At 43.9% G+C, this 387-nt stretch carries 2 tRNA genes; both read left to right on the top strand.

Annotation, left to right across the window (positions count from 1 at the left end):
• The first annotated feature begins 13 nt into the window (after positions 1-13).
• Positions 14-90 (top strand) — tRNA-Ile (locus tag M983_RS16705).
• Positions 91-247: 157 nt separating this feature from the next.
• Positions 248-323: transfer RNA gene (locus M983_RS16700), tRNA-Ala, on the top strand.
• The last annotated feature ends 64 nt before the right edge of the window (positions 324-387 follow it).

Raw genomic sequence — 387 nt, 5'->3', positions numbered from 1 at the left:
GAAATACCGGTATAGGCTTGTAGCTCAGGTGGTTAGAGCGCACCCCTGATAAGGGTGAGGTCGGTGGTTCAAGTCCACTCAGGCCTACCAAATCGTATTGATACTGCGTTGTGAACTTACTCGTTTACTTAATGTAAACTTCGTGACTCCACGCCTTGTCTCACTGCGATTGGCTCAATTCTTACTTAAAGGAAATTTCCGATAAGAACGAAACCTGAGAAACGAAACGGTATTAAGAATGCATTATGGGGCTATAGCTCAGCTGGGAGAGCGCCTGCCTTGCACGCAGGAGGTCAGCGGTTCGATCCCGCTTAGCTCCACCATAATCTCTTGAATATAAAAATAATAATTCAGAGTATATTAGCAATAGTATACTGCGAATTATTT

The sequence above is a fragment of the Proteus myxofaciens ATCC 19692 genome, assembly GCF_001654855.1.
Lineage (GTDB): Bacteria > Pseudomonadota > Gammaproteobacteria > Enterobacterales > Enterobacteriaceae > Proteus > Proteus myxofaciens.
The sequence above is the reverse complement of the archived record's forward strand: the minus strand, read 5'-3'. Positions and strand labels throughout refer to the sequence as shown.